General features: G+C 71.0%; 16 protein-coding genes, 1 tRNA gene and 2 pseudogenes. 8 read left to right on the top strand and 11 right to left on the bottom strand.

Translation table 11 applies throughout. The features are described 5' to 3' along the window. Positions 1 to 64: 64 nt before the first annotated feature. The 4 genes from QQK29_RS09100 to QQK29_RS09085 form a co-directional block, all read right to left on the bottom strand. Positions 65 to 1105 (bottom strand): DUF3048 domain-containing protein, encoded by a 1041-nt coding sequence (locus QQK29_RS09100; RefSeq protein WP_284299666.1) that lies wholly within the window; start codon positions 1103 to 1105, stop codon positions 65 to 67. Positions 1106 to 1195: 90 nt separating this feature from the next. Then, positions 1196 to 1771: a LytR C-terminal domain-containing protein gene (locus QQK29_RS09095; RefSeq protein ID WP_284299664.1), complete on the bottom strand. Its 576-nt coding sequence runs from the start codon at positions 1769 to 1771 to the stop codon at positions 1196 to 1198. Beyond that, positions 1772 to 2086: a DUF3263 domain-containing protein gene (locus QQK29_RS09090; RefSeq protein WP_284299662.1), complete on the bottom strand. Its 315-nt coding sequence runs from the start codon at positions 2084 to 2086 to the stop codon at positions 1772 to 1774. A 55-nt stretch (positions 2087 to 2141) separates the two neighbouring features. After that, positions 2142 to 3152 (bottom strand): DUF2332 family protein, encoded by a 1011-nt coding sequence (locus tag QQK29_RS09085; protein ID WP_284299661.1) that lies wholly within the window; start codon positions 3150 to 3152, stop codon positions 2142 to 2144. A 94-nt stretch (positions 3153 to 3246) separates the two neighbouring features. Between QQK29_RS09085 and msrB the strand changes: the two genes are divergently transcribed. After that, positions 3247 to 3681, top strand: a complete 435-nt coding sequence (gene msrB, locus QQK29_RS09080; protein WP_284301935.1) for a peptide-methionine (R)-S-oxide reductase MsrB — start codon at positions 3247 to 3249, stop codon at positions 3679 to 3681. Positions 3682 to 3712: 31 nt separating this feature from the next. After that, a complete protein-coding gene (locus QQK29_RS09075) occupies positions 3713 to 4237 on the top strand; it encodes a nitroreductase family protein (RefSeq protein ID WP_284299659.1) in 525 nt (174 codons plus the stop codon). Here QQK29_RS09075 and QQK29_RS09070 read toward each other — a convergent pair. The 3 genes from QQK29_RS09070 to QQK29_RS09060 all read right to left on the bottom strand — a co-directional run bounded on the left by QQK29_RS09070 (position 4206) and on the right by QQK29_RS09060 (position 6249). After that, positions 4206 to 5195, bottom strand: coding sequence for a DMT family transporter (locus QQK29_RS09070; protein WP_284299657.1), 990 nt, complete (start codon positions 5193 to 5195; stop codon positions 4206 to 4208). The two genes, QQK29_RS09075 and QQK29_RS09070, sit on opposite strands and share 32 nt — an antisense overlap. A gap of 21 nt (positions 5196 to 5216) precedes the next feature. Next, positions 5217 to 5290, bottom strand: a tRNA-Thr gene (locus QQK29_RS09065). A 23-nt stretch (positions 5291 to 5313) separates the two neighbouring features. Next, on the bottom strand, positions 5314 to 6249 hold the full coding sequence (locus tag QQK29_RS09060) for a DsbA family protein (RefSeq protein ID WP_284299655.1): 936 nt from the start codon (positions 6247 to 6249) through the stop codon (positions 5314 to 5316). A 264-nt stretch (positions 6250 to 6513) separates the two neighbouring features. On the opposite strand from QQK29_RS09060, the gene QQK29_RS09055 reads away from it, so the two are divergent. The 3 genes from QQK29_RS09055 to QQK29_RS09045 all read left to right on the top strand — a co-directional run bounded on the left by QQK29_RS09055 (position 6514) and on the right by QQK29_RS09045 (position 9529). After that, entirely contained in the window at positions 6514 to 7623 is a 1110-nt protein-coding gene (locus QQK29_RS09055) for an ABC transporter ATP-binding protein (protein ID WP_284299653.1), read from the top strand. A gap of 149 nt (positions 7624 to 7772) precedes the next feature. Next, positions 7773 to 9059, top strand: coding sequence for a DUF4032 domain-containing protein (locus QQK29_RS09050; RefSeq protein ID WP_284299651.1), 1287 nt, complete (start codon positions 7773 to 7775; stop codon positions 9057 to 9059). Then, positions 9059 to 9529, top strand: a complete 471-nt coding sequence (locus QQK29_RS09045; RefSeq protein WP_284299649.1) for a heme-degrading domain-containing protein — start codon at positions 9059 to 9061, stop codon at positions 9527 to 9529. Before QQK29_RS09050 ends, QQK29_RS09045 begins: the two co-directional genes overlap by 1 nt. Before the next feature lie 16 nt (positions 9530 to 9545). Here QQK29_RS09045 and rlmB read toward each other — a convergent pair whose 3' ends face one another. Both rlmB and cysS read right to left on the bottom strand, forming a co-directional pair. Then, positions 9546 to 10529 (bottom strand): 23S rRNA (guanosine(2251)-2'-O)-methyltransferase RlmB, encoded by a 984-nt coding sequence (rlmB, locus tag QQK29_RS09040; protein ID WP_284299648.1) that lies wholly within the window; start codon positions 10527 to 10529, stop codon positions 9546 to 9548. Positions 10530 to 10554: 25 nt separating this feature from the next. Then, on the bottom strand, positions 10555 to 11967 hold the full coding sequence (gene cysS / locus QQK29_RS09035) for a cysteine--tRNA ligase (RefSeq protein ID WP_284299646.1): 1413 nt from the start codon (positions 11965 to 11967) through the stop codon (positions 10555 to 10557). A gap of 132 nt (positions 11968 to 12099) precedes the next feature. Between cysS and QQK29_RS18640 the strand changes: the two are divergent. Beyond that, positions 12100 to 12411 (top strand): annotated as a pseudogene (locus QQK29_RS18640) (HtaA domain-containing protein); the annotation flags it as partial. Beyond that, a complete protein-coding gene (locus QQK29_RS09030) occupies positions 12309 to 12932 on the top strand; it encodes an HtaA domain-containing protein (RefSeq protein WP_284299644.1) in 624 nt (207 codons plus the stop codon). The pseudogene QQK29_RS18640 and the gene QQK29_RS09030, both read left to right, overlap by 103 nt. On the opposite strand, the pseudogene ispD reads toward QQK29_RS09030, so the two are convergent. Beyond that, positions 12922 to 14078 (bottom strand): annotated as a pseudogene (gene ispD, locus QQK29_RS09025) (2-C-methyl-D-erythritol 4-phosphate cytidylyltransferase). The gene QQK29_RS09030 and the pseudogene ispD overlap by 11 nt on opposite strands. Before the next feature lie 82 nt (positions 14079 to 14160). Then, positions 14161 to 14643 carry a CarD family transcriptional regulator gene (locus QQK29_RS09020; RefSeq protein WP_284299642.1) on the bottom strand — a complete coding sequence of 161 codons (483 nt, stop codon included), beginning with the start codon at positions 14641 to 14643 and terminating at the stop codon, positions 14161 to 14163. Positions 14644 to 14769: 126 nt separating this feature from the next. Between QQK29_RS09020 and QQK29_RS09015 the strand changes: the two genes are divergently transcribed. After that, entirely contained in the window at positions 14770 to 15294 is a 525-nt protein-coding gene (locus QQK29_RS09015) for a hypothetical protein (RefSeq protein ID WP_284299640.1), read from the top strand. Positions 15295 to 15312 lie beyond the last annotated feature (18 nt).

Raw genomic sequence — 15312 nt, 5'->3', positions numbered from 1 at the left:
AGATGAGGAGTGCCAGAGATCAGTCTGGCACTCGACCTCGGGGAGTGCAAGCCGACGGGCAGCCTCAGGCGGCGGGCAGCTGCGTGACGGAGCCCGAGTTCGGCACGAGCTCGAACCAGCTGTTGCCGGGCGCGAGGCGGATCACCGCTCCGGTGTCGTCCACGAGCCGGATCGGGGCGAGTCGATCGGCCTTCGACCACGTCGCGTGCACCATCCCGCCGCCCGAGAGCACCCAGGCCTCTCCCCCGCCCACGAGCTCGGTCTTCGGCACGCCGCCGTCGTTGGAGACACCGACCCGCACGACCACGACGTTGGCGGCCGAGAGCTGGCCACCCGCCGAGTCGAGATCGACCGCCGCATCCTGGAAGCGCAGCCACCGCGACGATGCGGCGTCCCAGCGCCACGACGGATGTGCCGAGCTGCCGAACACCAGATCGACGCCCGCGACGGGTGTGCCCTCGCGCGCACCCGTCGACCCGGCGACATCCGCGGCGTAGGCGTATTGCTGCGCGGGCGCCGCGATGTCGGGATGCATGGCGATCAGCTCGGGCGCCTTGACGAGCACGTTGTGCGGTGCCGCCTTGGTCTTGGTGCGGTACATGACATCCGCGGTGTCACGCTGCCCGTGGATCGCGTTGTACACGTTGGTCGACCGCATGAGCTCGACGAAGCGGTACTGCCCACCGGAGTAGGCCACGATGCCGCCGAAGGGCGAGATGATGTCGGGGTCCATGGGACGAATCGAGCGCACCGGGCCGATCTCGGCCGGCACGTTCGAGTGCCAGATCGCGACGTAGCGGGTGAGGCCGCCCTCCACGAGCTCCTCGAAGACCAGGTCGGTGTGCTCGAGGCCCACCTGCGGTCGCGCGTCCCAGTGGTTGTCGATCTTCGCGGCGAGCGAGGAGTGCGCGAGGCTCGCGGGGTCCTCGGTCGGGACTCCGGTGAGCGGCGCGTAGACGACGGGGGCGGGCGTCTCGTAGCTGGAGGTGTAACTCGGGGTCGGCGTGGGCGTCGGCATCGGCTCGGCCGGAGCGCATCCGCTCGCCACGAGCGCGAGGGCCCCGAGGGTTGCGACCGCGAGGAATCGACGCACGCTCAGTCGCATGGGGTCATGCTAGGCCGGGCCACCCCGGCGGCGGGGCAGCGGCGGCGGCGCGTCATCGGCCGTCTCTGCCGTGCGCAGCTCCGGGGTCGATCAGCCCGCGGGCGGCGGTGCGTAGTCGCTCCCGAGCACGATCGTGATGCTCGCTGCCGGGAAGGCATCCGAGAGACGCACGTCTCCGGCGCCCATGAGCTGCAGGAGGCCGCGCGCGATCCCCTCGTCGGCGGGATCCGAGTAGTAGACGTAGGTGACCTCTTCGTTGGTGGCCGAGGCGGCCGCGCGGCTCGGGTCGGGCCAGCCGGCCGCCGCGATCTGGTCGCCGGCCGTATTCGCGAGTCCGGTCGTCGGGGTTCCGTTCAGCACCGCGATCGAGAGCGTCGCCAGGCGTTCCGGGTCGACCGTCGTCGGATCGGTGATGGGCGCGGCGGTCTCGACGACCGTCTCGCTCGGCGTCGGCGATTCGGTCTGGCCCGGCGCGAACGGCAGCTCGAAGTCGGGGTTCACGAGCGAGAGCCCGAACAGCCCCACCACCACGAGCACGGCCGTCGCGACGACGGCCCAGGCGAACGCGATCCATCCCCTCCCGGGCTTGCGCGGCGCACGGTGTGCGCCCACCCGGTCGACGTCGTGGGGGATGTCGTCGAAGCGGTCGCGGGGGAAGCTGGCCATCTAGTCGATCGGGTCCTGGGTGTCGATGCGGAAGGTGCGGGCGGCACGGGCTGCGGCGCGGGAATCCCGCATCCGCTGCAAGCGACGCACCAGGAGCGGATCGTGGCGCAGCGCTGTCGGCGAATCGAGTATGGCCGACAGAAGCTGATAGTAGCGTGCGGGCGCCACACCGAATTCTGCGCGGATCGCCGAGGCCTTGGCTCCCGTGCGCCCCGACCAGGCGTCCTCGAAGGCGAGCAGGCGCACCGAGAAGGCGTCGAGGCCCCCGGCGGAGGCGTCGGGGTCGAGGCGTGCCGCGCCGCTGCTCGTCGCCATGCGCACCACCTCTCGACCGCGTCGACGACGGCCGACAGGCCGTGTCGGGGTCAGCCTACGAGCGGAACTCGTCTGTGCCGGTGCGACCCGCGGGGCGCACGCAGACGAGACGGTCGCCGTGCGCGCTGCCGCTCGCGATCGGCTCCCCGTCGATCGCGAGCACGAAGCTCGCATCGGCATCCGCACGCCCCTCGGCCGCGAGCGCGTCCCAGCGTGCGCGCACCTCCGGCACCGCGGAACGCGCCTCGAAGGTCACCGCGCGAGCGCCCACCGCCCGGATGCCGGCCAGGAGCCGTTCGCGATCGGCCGGCGGCAGGTAGACGGCCGTGCCGAGCGAGGCGACCACGAGACTCGTCCCGCGCGGCGCCTCGGCCGCGAGCGCCGGGAGCGCGTCGAGCGCGTCGCCCGTCATTACGCGCGGGGTGCCGCGGGAGGCCCGGGCGAGGGCCGCGCGCAGGCGTGCGAGCCGCTCCGGGCGGTCGGGAGGCAGCGACGCCTCGAGCCAGCGTCGCGCGTCGGCGTCGGTGGGATCGAGGGGCGCGAGGTCGATGCCGCACCGCCAGCGGATGTCGGGCAGCGCGGACGGCACGAGGCACGCGTCGAGTTCCGCCTCGAGCACGGGGGTGCCGTCGCCGAGCCGCACCGCCTCTGCCTCGGAACTGCGGAACCGGTACCCGTAACGATCCGCCAGCAGGCACAGACCCGCCGAGGCACCGAGCTCGATGAGGGCGATCGGCCCGGGGATGCGCGCGAGGGCGACCGCGAGCGGCACGCTGCGGGCGGGCTCGTTGGTCTGTACGCGTCGCCGCGGCAGTTCGGCGGCGACCGCGTCCGCGCGGGCGAGCACGGCATCCGCCCACGCCGGATACGGCGCTGCCGGAACCCCGAGGTACGCGGCGACCGCGAACAGCAGAGAGGGCTGCCGGGCGGCGCGCGGCACCGACTCGAGCAACCCGATCATGCGGGGGTCGTCGGCCACCCCGCGACACCACTCCACCTGACGCGACGAGGTCGCCGCGAGCTCGCGCGCGGCCCGCAGGTACCACTCGCGGGTCGATTCAGCCATGCCGCCCATCATGCGGGAACTCGATGTCGTCCCGCGACGTTGCATCAAGCGGAGCCCGAGACCGGCTCCTACGATGGACGAGGAAGGGAACGCGATGGGGTACAAGGTCACCAAGACGGATGAGCAGTGGCGCGAGGAGCTCGGCGAAGACCGCTTCCGCGTGCTGCGGCAGGCGGGCACCGAGCGCGCCTGGACGGGTGAGCTGCTCGACGAGCACCGCGCGGGCCTCTACACCTGTGCGGCGTGCGGCGCCGAGCTGTTCAAGAGCGGCACGAAGTTCGATTCGGGCTGCGGCTGGCCGAGCTTCTACGATTCGGTCAACCCGGATGCCGTTCAGCTGCTCGAGGACACCTCGCTCGGCATGGTGCGCACCGAGGTGCGCTGCGCCACCTGCGGCGGGCACCTGGGACACGTCTTCGACGACGGGTTCGGCACGCCCACGGGACTGCGCTACTGCATGAACTCGCTCTCGCTCGGCTTCCAGGCCGTGCCCGAGGAGGCCACGCAGAGCGAGTCGGCCGAGAGCTGACGGTGCCCGAGAGAGGGCCGTTGCCGGGGCGATGCTGCGGCGGCGGTCTCACTCCTCCGTCGGCGATGATGCGCCGAGCGACAAGCAGTTGCGTCGCGCGATCGAGGTGGCGGGCACCGTCGCCGATCACGCCGCGTTGCGGCCGTGGCGGGTGATCGCGATCAGGGGCGAGGCGCGCGAGCGCGTCGGACGGGCGATCGCGGAGGCGAGCGGTGCATCCGGATCGGACGCCGAGAAGCTCGCCCGCAAGCCGTTGCGCGCGCCGTTGCTGCTCGCCGTCGTCGTGTCGCCCCAGCCGAGCGCCAAGGTGCCCGACTGGGAGCAGGAGGCCGTGGCATCCGGTGTCGCTCACGCGCTGAGCCTGCTGCTCGACGAGGCAGGCTGGGGCGTCATGTGGCGTTCGGGGCACTACACGCGCGCGGATGCCGTGCACCGCGCCCACGGGCTCGCCCCCGAGGAGCGGCTGCTGGGCTGGCTCTACGTGGGGGCCAGGCCCGCCAAGAAGAGCGGGCGGCGCGCACCGATCAACGCGAAGAAGCACCTGTCGAGTCTGTGACGCGCGCCCGGCGCCCGGGGCGTCGGAATGCCGCCACCGCGAGCGCCAGCACCGCGAACACGGCGCCGCCCACCGTCGCGAGGTCGAGGCCCGCATCGGCCACCGGCAGCAACAGGTCGAGCAGCACAGCGGCGCCCAGCTGACCGACGATCGTCGCGAGCCCGAACAGCAGCACTCCCGTGAGCGGGACGATCGCCGCCGCGCTCGCGATGAAGACGATGCCGATGACGCCCCCGGCGTACAGCCAGGGCTCCGCCGGAAACTCGAGGCGGGCGCCCGTGCTCGCGAGGTCGATCCAACTCGCGATGGCCAGCACGGCGGTTCCGGCGAGGAAGCTCACGAAGCTCGCGCTCAGCACCGAGCCGGATGCGCCGCGCAGCTGCCCGTTGACGGCCTGCTGCCACGAGGTGCCGGCCCCGGCCACGAAGGGCAGCACGAGCAGCCACCACGGCACCCCGGTCTGCAGGCGGTCGGACACCGCCCACGCGACCGCAGCGACCGCGAGCAGCGCGCCCAGCATCCGCGTGAGCGTCAGCGGCTTCGCCGGCATCGTGCCGACCCCGCGGCGGTCGAGGATGAGCGATCCGACCGTCTGACCGCCGACGAGCGCGACCGTGAACAGCGCCACCCCGACGATCGGGGCGGTCACCCCCTGCGACACCACCATGAGCGCGCCGGCGACGCCCCCGAACAGGAACCACACCGTCATCCGGCGCTCGCGCACCGCATCCCGGATGCGCACGATGCCCCGTCGCCCCGGCGACCAGACGAGCAGTGCGAGGCCGAGCACGACCGTTCCGGTGCCGAACGAGATGAGGGCCGTGACGATCCCGTCGTGCAGTTCGAGCGCGAGCTCGCCGTTGATGCGGGCCTGCAGCGCGATGAACCCGCCGACGACCACGGCGACGGTGACCGCGATGCTCGTCACGAAGGGACGCAGTGCATGGTCGTGTGACATCGACCCCCGTTTCGGTCTCTGAGCCTCCTGTCGGATTCGAACCGACGACCCTCGCTTTACAAGAGCGATGCTCTGGCCGACTGAGCTAAGGAGGCGTGCGCCGCGGCGGCGCCGCGCATCAGCCTACCGGCGTCGGCGTCGCGCTCGGTGTGGGCGGCGGCGTCGGCTCGGGAGTGGCCGTGTACTCGTCGCCCTGCACCTCGGTCACGAACTGCGCGAGCTCCTTGGCGTCGAACTCCTTCGTGTACTGGAACCTCTTGCCGTTGACGATGATCGTGGGCGCCGTCGTGATCGCCTCGATGTCGGCGTCGGGGATGGGGCCGTTGAGCGCGCGCACGGTGGCCTGCTGCACCCAGCTCGTGAACCGCCGCTTCTCGATGCACGTCGCGACCTTGGAGAGGTTGGTGACGCCCGCCTTGCTCGCACGCTGCACGAGCTGCTCGTCGGTGAGCCCCTCCGAGCCCTCCTCCGGCTGATCGCGGAAGAGCGCCTCGTGGAAGTCGAAGAAGCTGTCGGGCGAGTACTCGGCCACGCAGGCGGCCGCGTTGGCGGCACGCAAGGAGTACTGCGAGCCTCCCGCCGACTTCGTGGTGAGCAGCGCGATCGGGTGGATCTCCAGGGTCGCGGCGCCCGAGCTCACCCAGGTGCGCAACTGCTCCGAGTTCTTGCGGTCGAAGGTGCCGCAGTTGGCACAGAGGTAGTCGACGTAGATGCGGATCTCGACGACATCGACCGGATTGACCTCCGATGGCACCGGGGTCGAGCTCGGGGCCAGGCCACCGGTGCGCACGGCCGTGAGGTCGGTGCCGATCTTGATGCCGTCGCTCGCCATGTTGAGCGGACCGCGCTCGGGCGACTGGTTCATGCTGATGAGGGTCACCGCGACGATGCCGATGACGACGAGCGCCCCACCCAGCACGCTCAGCTGCACGATGAGTCGACGGCGACGCTCCTGCTTGCGGTGCAGGGCACGCAGTTCGCGGGCGCGCTCTTTCGCCGCGGCCCGGGCGTCACTGCTGCCGGGCTCCGCGCGATCGGGCTCGCCGTACGTCATCGATCCTCGTCCTCGGGTATGGAGCGCGTTCGAGAGAATACGACGCGCACGCGGCACGGCGCCAATCGGGCGGGCCGCCCTGCGATGCTAGGGAGCCAATCTGGGAGCCGCCCGCACGCATCCTGAACCTCCACGCGACCCGGGCACGGCGGCACTGCGTTGCTGTGTCATACTTGCCGGGATCGTCGGCACCGACGCCGGCGGTCTTTCCATTCACTACGGATCGTCCGGCACGTACCTGCCGGTGAAGGAGAACGAATCACCATGGCATCCGTCACTTTCGACAAGGCCACCCGCATCTATCCCGGTTCGACCCGCCCCGCGGTCGACGCGATCGACCTCCAGGTCGAAGACGGCGAGTTCCTCGTGCTCGTCGGCCCCTCGGGCTGCGGCAAGTCCACGACCCTCCGCATGCTCGCCGGCCTCGAAGAGGTCAACGACGGCCGCATCCTGATCGGCGACCGCGACGTCACCGACGTGCCGCCGAAGGACCGCGACATCGCGATGGTCTTCCAGAACTATGCCCTCTACCCGCACATGACGGTCGCCGAGAACATGGGCTTCGCGCTCAAGATCGCCGGCGTCGGCAAGGAGGAGCGCGCCGCGCGCGTGCTCGAGGCCGCCAAGCTGCTCGACCTCGAGCCCTACCTCGGCCGCAAGCCGAAGGCCCTCTCGGGTGGTCAGCGTCAGCGCGTCGCCATGGGCCGCGCCATCGTGCGTCAGCCGCAGGTGTTCCTCATGGACGAGCCGCTGTCGAACCTCGACGCGAAGCTGCGCGTGCAGACCCGCACCCAGATCGCCTCGCTGCAGCGCCGCCTCGGCGTCACCACGGTCTACGTGACCCACGACCAGACCGAGGCCCTCACCATGGGTGACCGCATCGCGGTGCTCAAGGACGGCGTGCTGCAGCAGGTCGGCTCGCCGCGTGACCTCTACGAGAAGCCCAGCAACGTGTTCGTCGCCGGCTTCATCGGCTCGCCCGCTATGAACCTGTTCCAGGCGGATGTCGTCGACGGTGGCGTGAAGTTCGGCACCTCGACCACGCCGATCGAGCGCGAGGTGCTCGCGCACGCCAAGAACGGCAAGGTCATCGTGGGCGTGCGCCCCGAGGATGTCGCGATCGCGAGCTCGGGCGAGGGCCTGTCGGTCGAGGTCGACGTCGTCGAGGAGCTCGGCGCCGACGGCTACCTGTACGGCCACACGGAGCTCGACGGTCACCGCGTCGACATCATCGCGCGCGTCGACGGCCGCAACCACCCCGAGGCGGGCGAGACGGTCGTCGTGACCCCGGTTCCGAAGCACGTGCACGCGTTCGACGTCGAGTCGGGCGAGCGCCTCAACGCCGCCGCGATCGCCGCGGGCGCCACGGCCTGAACCGCATCCCCGTCACCGGAGGCCGCGCCCATCTCGGGTGCGGCCTCCGCCGTTTTCTCTGCCAAACGCTGTAGCTCTTCGCCGCCCGCGCCTGTCATCACTGCCGCACCAGGCGTACCGCTGCAGCGTTTGCACCCTAGGCTCGAGACGTGAGCTCCAGCCTCTCGATCACCTCCGCCGTGCCCGACCCGGCGCTGCTCGATCTGCCGTGGGATCTGCCGCTGGAGATCTGGCCGGATGAGACCATCGCCGCGCTGCCGAAGGGCATCTCGCGCCACCTCGTGCGTTTCGTGCACCTCGAGGGCTACATCGTCGCCGTGAAGGAGACGACCGCCGAGCTCGCCCGCCGCGAGTACGAGCTGCTGCGCACCCTGCAGCGCCTCGAGGTGCCGTGCGTCGAACCCGTCGCGGTCGTCACGGGCCGCGTCGCGGACGACGGCGAGGAGCTCGCGCCCGCGCTCGTCACCCGCCATCTCAAGTTCTCACTGCCCTACCGCGCGCTCTACTCGCAGGCCCTGCGGCCCGACACCGCGACGCGCCTCGTCGACGCCCTCGCGCTGCTATTGGCGCGCCTGCACCTCGTGGGCTTCTACTGGGGCGACGTGTCGCTCTCCAACACGCTCTTCCGCCGGGATGCGGGAGCGTTCGCCGCGTACCTCGTCGACGCCGAGACGGGAAAGCTCTACGAGGGCGGGCTCTCCAACGGACAGCGCGAGAACGACCTCGAGGTCGCGCGCATCAACATCGCGGGCGAGCTGCTCGACCTGCAGTCCGGCGGCCGCCTCGACGAGGCCGTCGACCCCGTCGAGATCGCCGACGGCATCGTCGCGGCGTACCGCTCACTGTGGCGCGAGTTGACCGCATCCGAGACCTTCCCGCAGTCGGAGCGGTGGCGCATCCGCGAGCGGGTGGAGCGCCTCAACGAGCTCGGATTCGACATCGAGGAGATGTCGATCCGCACGGCCGATGGCGGAACCCAGGTGCGGATCCAGCCCAAGGTCGTCGACGCGGGTCACCACTCGCGGCGCCTGCTGCGGCTCACCGGGCTCGACGCCGGCGAGAACCAGGCCCGCCGCCTGCTCAACGACCTCGACTCCTATCGCGCCATGCGCGGCAAGTCGGACGAGGACGAGGAGATGGTGGCTCACGAGTGGCTCGTGTCGGTGTTCGAGCCGGTCGTGCGCTCGATCCCGCGTGAGCTGCGCGGCAAGCTCGAGCCGGCCGAGGTGTTCCACCAGCTGCTCGACCACCGCTGGTACCTCTCGCAGGAGCAGAAGCGCAACGTGCCGCTCGCCGAGGCACTCACCTCCTACGTCGACACCGTGCTGCGGCACCGTCGTGATGAGGTGACCGTCGTGGGTCCGCAGACCTCGGCCATCACGCTTCCGGTCGCGGTCGTCGACGACGGCGAAGAGGATTGGAGAGACAAGGTCTGATGAGCGAGCTCCCGGAGTACACCGTGGCCGACCTCGAACGTGAGCCGGTGTTCGACGTTCCCGCGTTCGACAACGACGACGCCGTGGGCCTCGGCCTCGCGGCTCTCGAGGTGATCGACGAGCGCGGGCTCGACCTCGCGGTTCGCATCGTACTGCGGGGCGACGTGGTCTTCCAGGCGAAGCTCGGCGCGTCCGGCCCCGGCAACGACCCGTGGCTCGCGGGCAAGGCGGCCGTCGCCGAACGGTTCGGCGAGCCGTCGCTGCTGGTGCGCCGCCGCCACGAAGAGGCCGGCACGCCCTTCGAGGCACGCACGGATGTCGACCACGAGCTGCTGCGCGCGCACGGCGGGTCGATCCCGCTGCGCGTGAACGGCGAGGTCGTCGGCACCATCACGACCTCAGGCGAGCCCGATGTCGTCGACCACGCGACGGCGGCGGAGGCGATCCGCCGGTACCTCGACGAGGGCTGACGCCCGACCCTAAGGGTCAGGCCGAGCGCAGCTTCGCGACCTCGTAGAGCGCGACCGACACGGCGATGCCGGCGTTGAGCGACTCGGTGTCGGCCGAGATCGGGATCGACACGATCGCGTCGCACGTCTCGGTCACGAGTCGCGAGAGGCCCTTGCCCTCGCTGCCCACGACGATCACGATCGGCCGGTCGGCGAACGAGATCCCGGGCAGCGGGGTGTCGCCTCCGCCGTCGAGGCCGAGTACGAAGACGCCCTGCTTCTTCAAGGCGGTGAGCGCCTGCGTGAGGTTCGCCGCCATCGCGACGGGCACGCGCGCCGCCGCGCCCGCGGAGGTCTTCCACGCGGATGCCGTCATGCCCACCGACCGGCGCTGCGGCACGATCACGCCCTGGGCGCCGAACGCGGCCGCCGAGCGCACGATCGCCCCGAGGTTGCGGGGGTCGGTCACGCCGTCGAGCGCCACCAGCAGCGGCGTGCTGCCGGAATCCACGGCCCGCTCGAGCAGGTCCATGGGGTGCGCGTACTCATAGGCGGGCACCTTGAGCGCGACGCCCTGATGCACGGCATCCGGTCCCGTCATGCGATCGAGCTCCGGGCGCATCACCTCGAGCACGGGGATGTTGCGCTTCGTCGCGAGGGACAGCGCCTCCTTCATGCGGTCGTCCATGTCGGCGCGGGCGGCGACGTACAGCGTCGTCGCCGGGATGCGCGCCCGCAACGCCTCGACGACGGAGTTGCGCCCGGTGACGAGTTCGGCATCCTCCGACTTCCGCGGGCGGCCCGGCCGCTTGGCCACCGCATCCCCACCTTTGCCGTGGCGTGACCGCGCCGCCTCGAGGCGCTCGTTCGCGGCCTTGCGCTTGCCGGCGACGTGCCAGCTGCGGTCCTCGGCCTTCGGGGTCGGGCCCTTGCCCTCGAGCGCCTTGCGCCCGTGGCCGCCGGTGCCGGATGTGGCACCCTTCTTGGTCTTGCGCGCCCCCGGGCGTCCCGGCTTGGCCATCAGCAGCTCCCCTGTCGGTGTGTCATCACGCGAGGCTCCAGCGAGAGCCCGCGGGTGTGTCGTCGATCGTGATGCCCACTGCGGCGAGTTCATCACGGATGCGGTCGGATGCCGCCCAGTCCTTGGCAGCGCGCGCGGCGGCTCGGTCGGCGAGCAGCTTCTCGACGAGCGATGCGAGAGCGGCCTCGACGGCGTGCGAGCCCTCGTGCGCCCACTCGGGCGAGGTGGGATCGACGCCGAGCACCCCGGCCATCGCCCGCACGCGCTCACGCAACACGGCGACCTGGGCGGTGTCGCCGGCATCCAAGGAGCTGTTCCCGGCCCGCACCGTCTCGTGCAGCACGCCGAGCGCCTCGGGCACGCCGAGGTCGTCGTTCATCGCCGCCGTGAAGGCGTCGGGCACGCGCCCGTCTCCCGGCCCGGCCACCTGGGCGTCCTCGAGCACACGTGCGGAGCGTTCGAGGAAGCCGGCGACGCGATCGAGCGCCGCCTCGGCCTCCTCGAGCGCACCCGGGTGATAGTCGATCGTCGAGCGGTAGTGCGCGCTCGCGAGGTAGTACCGCACGACCACGGGCGCCGCGAGGGCGAGGAACTCCGAGGCGTAGATCGAGTTGCCGAGCGACTTCGACATCTTCTGGCCCTCGACCATCACGATGCCGTTGTGCACCCAGTACCGCGCGAAGCCGTCGCCGAGAGCCGTCGACTGGGCGAGTTCGTTCTCGTGGTGCGGAAAGCGCAGGTCGAGTCCGCCACCGTGGATGTCGAACTCGGCCCCCAGGTAGCGGCGCGACATCGCCGAGCACTCGATGTGCCATCCGGGGCGCCCGGCACCCCACGGGGAGGCCCAGGATGCCGACTCCGGCTCGGTGGGCTTGGTGCCCTTCCAGAGCGCGAAGTCGCGCGGGTCGCGCTTGCCGCGCGTGGCGGCATCCGGCGATTCGGCCATGTCGTCGAGCTTCTGCCGCGTGAGCTCGCCGTAGCTCGGCCAGGTACGCACGTCGAAGTACACATCGCCTGAGCCGTCGTCAGCGACGTACGCGTGGCCGCGCTCGATGAGGCGGCTGATGAGTTCCTGCATCTGCGGGATGCTCGCGGTGGCGCGGGGCTCGTAGGTGGGAGGCAGGATGCCGATCGTGCGGTACGCCTCGGTGAACTCGAGCTCGACGCGGTAGGCGACGGCCCACCACTCCTCGTGCTCGCTCGCGTTCGCGAGCACCTTGTCGTCGATGTCGGTGACGTTGCGCACGAAGGTCACGTCGTAGCCGGAGTGCGCGAACCAACGCCGCCACAGGTCATAGGCGAGCGCCGAACGCAGGTGGCCGACGTGCGGCGACGACTGCACGGTCGGACCGCACACGTACATGCCGACACGGCCCGGCTGCAGGGGCTCGAAGTCGCGCAGCGCCTGCGCGCGGCTGTCGTACACACGGATCGTCACCCGGTGAGTTTACCGGCGCGCCTCGCCGTCTCACTGTGCCGTCTCACTGTGCCATCGCACTCTGCCGGCGACGGTGGTTGCACCGCGGGGTTCGACATCCGGAATTCGGGTCGCTAAGGTCAGCCTTACCTGGTGTGCTTCCGGCGCCCGTCGCGTCGCCCGTCACCTTGCCACGAATCCCTTCATCCCCAGCACCGGAGAATCGTCGTGCCCCACGCGTCCGTCCACGCCCGCCGACGCCTCGCCCGGGTCGCCGCGGTGCTGGCTGCGCTGTGCGTACTCGGCGGCGTCGTCGTGCCGTCAACGCCCGCGACCGCAGCGACGACCGCGGACGAGGCCGGATGCACGGTGTCGGATGCCGAGCTCGTGTGGGGGTTCAAGGAGAGCTTCCGGGCCTACATCGACGGCGCGATCGCCCAGGGCGAGTGGACCACCTCGGGCGACGCGAGCTACGCCACCCCCTCTTCACGTGGAGCGGCGGCAGGGGAGGCGAGGGGGATGGCGCCCTCGTCGTGGAGTTCAGCGGCGCCGTGCGCTTCACGGGCCACGGGGGCGTGCTCGACACGACGGTCGAGAACCCACGCCTCGTGCTCGAGGGCGACCGGGGAGTACTTCGGCTCGACGTGCATGGCACGACGCAGGCGGGCGACGCGGTCGACGAGAAGAGCGTCGCGTTCGCCGAGCTCGACCTCGCGGCCGCCGAGCGCAGCCAGGACGGCGACGTTCTCACGGTCACCGAGATCCCCGCTGTGCTGACTGCGGACGGCTCCGCCGCCTTCGGCACCTATGAGCCGAACGAGGTGCTCGACCCGATCACGCTGACCGCGACGGTGGACGGCGACTGCCGTGCCTTCGCGCAGAGCTGGCCGCTGTGGGCGACGATGCTCATCGTGGCGCTCGCCGTTCTGGGCCTCATCGGCGCGATCGTGGTCGTGGTGCTGCGGCGGCGATCGCTCAGCGCGTGACGAGCGCCGTCGCGACCGCGACGAGACCGTCGCCCTCGCCGGTGAACCCGAGGCCATCGGATGTCGTGGCGGCCACGCTGACGGGGGCTCCGAGGAGCGCGCCCAGATGGGCCTCGAGCTCCATGCGGCGGGGCGCGAGCCGCGGATGCGCCGCGATCACCTGCACGGAGACGTTGCCCACCCGGAAGCCTGCGCCCTGCACGAGTGCGAGCGTCTCGCGCAGGAACACCTCGCTCGCGGCTCCGGCGAACTCGGGAGCCGCCGAACCGAAGCGCGAGCCGATGTCGCCGAGGCCCGCCGCCGAGAGCAGGGCGTCGCACATGGCATGGATGACGGCGTCGCCGTCGGAGTGCCCGGCGAGTCCCGGCTCGTCAGGGAAGTACACGCCGCCGAGCCACATCGGAACCGTGTCGTCGTAGCGATGCACGTCGATCCCGACCCCGGTGCGCACGCCCGTACCGGCATCCAGCATGCGTGCCGCCCTGCCGAGGTCCCACGCGGTCGTGATCTTGAAGGCCCGCGGTTCGCCCGGCACGGTCACCACGCCGTGGCCCGCCGCCGCGTAGAGCGCGGCATCATCCGTGTGGTCGTCGGTCGCCGCGGCGTAGGCCGCGAGCAACTCGGCCCGCGGGAAACCCTGCGGGGTCTGCACATGTACGAGGTCGCTGCGATCGACAGCACCCACCACCCGCTCGCCGTCGACACGCTTGATGGTGTCGACGACGGGCAGCACGGGGATGACTCCATCGCTGCCTCCCGCCAGGACCGCGGATGCCACGCGATCGATGAGCGCGCTCGGTGCGAGGGCACGCGCCGCGTCGTGCACGAGCACCGCCTCGACCCCGTCGGCGAGCGCTGCGAGCCCCGCCGCCACGGAGGCCTGCCGCGTCTCTCCCCGGCGACGACGGTGACGTATGCGGATGCCGGTCCTGCTGCGCGCTCCGCGATGCCGCGGGCCTGTGGCACGAGGTGTGCGGGCGCGACGACGATCACCTGAGCGGCATGCGTCGCCCCGAACACCCCGTGCAGGGCGTGCTCCAGGATCGTGCGGCCGCGCAGCTCGACGAACGCCTTCGGCGTCTCGTGGCCCAGCCGCGTGCCGCTACCCGCCGCGACAACGACGATCGCAAGGCGCGGGTCATCCATGGCTCGAGCTTATGCCGAGGGCGCCGGTTTCGAGACGCGGCTTCGCCGCTCCTCAACCAGCTGAGTGCTGCTCGGTGCGCCCCTAGGAGGCGAGCACCTCGTCGAGCACGGTGGAGGCCTTCTCCTCGTCGGTCTTCTCGGCGAGCGCGAGCTCCGAGATGAGGATCTGGCGGGCCTTCGCGAGCATCCGCTTCTCACCGGCCGACAGGCCACGGTCCTGGTCACGGCGCCACAGGTCGCGCACGACCTCGGAGACCTTGATGACGTCGCCCGAGGCGAGCTTCTCGAGGTTCGCCTTGTAGCGGCGGCTCCAGTTGGTGGGCTCCTCGGTGAAGGGAGCGCGAAGCACCTCGAAGACCTTGTCGAGGCCTTCCTTGCCGATGACGTCGCGCACGCCGACGAGGTCGACGTTCTCGGCGGGCACCTCGATGACGAGGTCGCCCTGCGTGACGTTGAGCTTCAGGTACTTCTTGGTCTCACCCTTGATGACCCTGTCCTTCACCTCGATGATGGTTGCCGCACCGTGATGGGGGTAAACGACGGTTTCGCCGACCTCGAAGAGCATGGAGTTATTCCTTCCGCAGACCCCCCATTCTATCACGGAGACAGGCCCCCGGCCGGGGTCGCCGCATCCGCTCCGCGCCACTGCCGCTAGGCTAGGAGGGTCTGTCATCGACACCTGGAGGAACCCGTGAGAGCACGTGCCGTGGCCGCCATCGCCCTGAGTGGGGCGCTCGCCCTCGGCCTGTCCGGCTGCACCATGTGGATGCACGTCGAGACGTCTCGGCCGTACCACCCGAGCAACGGCGTGAACATCACCCTCGGCGACCTTCAGCTGCGCAACGTGGTCGTGCTGACCGAAGACGGCGAGCTCGGCAACCTCATGGGCACGGCCGTGAACCTCACCGGGTCGGACATCGACTTCACGGTGCAGTGGAAGGCAGACGGCGCCTATCAGGAGGTCTCGCTGACCGCCGACGCGAACGGGCGCACGAACTTCGGCGTCGACGATCAGGTCACCCTGCAGCCGCTCGGGGAGCCCGCGGGCGGTCTGCTCGAGGCGGTCGTGCACATCGACGACGGTCAGAAGGCGCTGCGCATCCCGGTGCTCGACGCGACCCTGCCCGAGTACGACGAGGTGCTGCCGACCCCGACCCCCACACCGACCCCGGTGGAGACCGCCTCGACCGAGCCCGACGCGTCCACCGAGGGCTGACGCCCCGCGCGACGCACC

Source organism: Homoserinibacter gongjuensis, assembly GCF_030161875.1.
In the GTDB taxonomy this organism is placed as follows: Bacteria; Actinomycetota; Actinomycetes; order Actinomycetales; family Microbacteriaceae; genus Homoserinibacter; species Homoserinibacter gongjuensis.
This window is presented reverse-complemented; position numbering and strand designations above follow the sequence as displayed.